The organism is Tahibacter caeni, from assembly GCF_024609805.1.
GTDB classification, from domain to species: Bacteria; Pseudomonadota; Gammaproteobacteria; order Xanthomonadales; family Rhodanobacteraceae; genus Tahibacter; species Tahibacter caeni.
Window position 1 is genome coordinate 1 of record NZ_JANFVR010000672.1, and the last position, 1,049, is coordinate 1,049.

A 1,049-nucleotide genomic window follows, 5' to 3' on the forward strand; every position below is an offset into this window, starting at 1 on the left:
CTCGCAGCCGCGGCCCGCGGCCGACAACCGCGCCGCGCTGCGCACGCTGCTCGGCGAGGTCCGTGCGTTCGCCGGCGCGCGCGTGCTGCCCGGCGTCGGCCATCTGCCGGGCGAGCGCTGGCGCGAACCGTCGCTGCTCGTGGCCGGCCTGACGCTCGCGGCCGTGGATGCGCTGGCGTGTCGCCATTCGCAGAATGCGATCGTGCTGGCGCACGGAAATGCGCCGGCTCAGCTGCGAGGCTATGGCGCGGTCTGGAACGGCGCCTGAGACCGCCGCGGCGAGGCATTGACCCCGCGCCGTTCCGCTCGCACAGTTGCCCTCGATCGATCCGGGAAGCCTCCATGCACGACGACGTGACCGCCTTGCTCGCCGCCGCCAGCCGAGGCGACAGCGCCGCCCAGGATCGCCTGTTCACCCTGCTCTACGACGAACTGCGCCAGTGCGCGCGGCACCAGCTGCGCGGCAGCTTCGGGCTGACCCTGTCGACGACGGCCCTCGTCAACGAGACCTACGTAAAGCTCGCCGCAGCCAGCCAGCTCAGCACGAGCACGCGGCAGCACTTCATGGCGCTGGCCGCACGCGCGATGCGCCAGGTCCTCGTCGACCACGCGCGCCGCGTACAGGCCGGCAAGCGCGGCGGCGGCGCGGTCATGGTCACGCTCGACGAGCGCCTGCCGGAAGATCCCTCCGACGCGGTCGAGGTGCTCGCGCTGGACCAGGCGCTGACCACGCTGGAGCAGATCGACGAACGCGCCGCGCGCGTCGTGCAGCTGCATTTCTTCGGCGGCCTGGCGTTTCCCGAGGTCGCCGAACTCGAAGGCCTGACCGTGCGCACGGTCATGCGCGACTGGCAGGCCGCGCGCGCGCTGCTCGCCACCGAAATGAACGCCGGCGCGACCGGCGCATGAGCGACGCCGGCGAACTCGCGCGCAAGCGCCGCGCCTTCGCGCTGCTGCGCGAGGCGCTGGAACTGGAACCTGCCGCACGCGCCGCGTTCGCCGCGGCGCAGACGGCCGGCGATCCGGCGCTGGCCGCGCTGCTCGCGCAA

At 73.4% G+C, this 1,049-nt stretch carries 2 protein-coding genes; both read left to right on the plus strand.

All coding sequences use genetic code 11. The features are described from left to right. The coding region (locus tag NON22_RS24740; protein WP_257389637.1) for a DUF3293 domain-containing protein at positions 1-268 on the plus strand (268 nt) is incomplete at its 5' end. A gap of 74 nt (positions 269-342) precedes the next feature. Then, positions 343-909, plus strand: a complete 567-nt coding sequence (locus tag NON22_RS24745) for an ECF-type sigma factor (protein WP_257389638.1) — start codon at positions 343-345, stop codon at positions 907-909. Positions 910-1,049: the final 140 nt, after the last annotated feature.

Bases quoted from the DNA above. Each gene is read 5' to 3' on its own strand.
- NON22_RS24745 (WP_257389638.1), top strand. From the start codon at position 343: ATGCACGACGACGTGACCGCCTTGCTCGCCGCCGCCAGCCGAGGCGAC.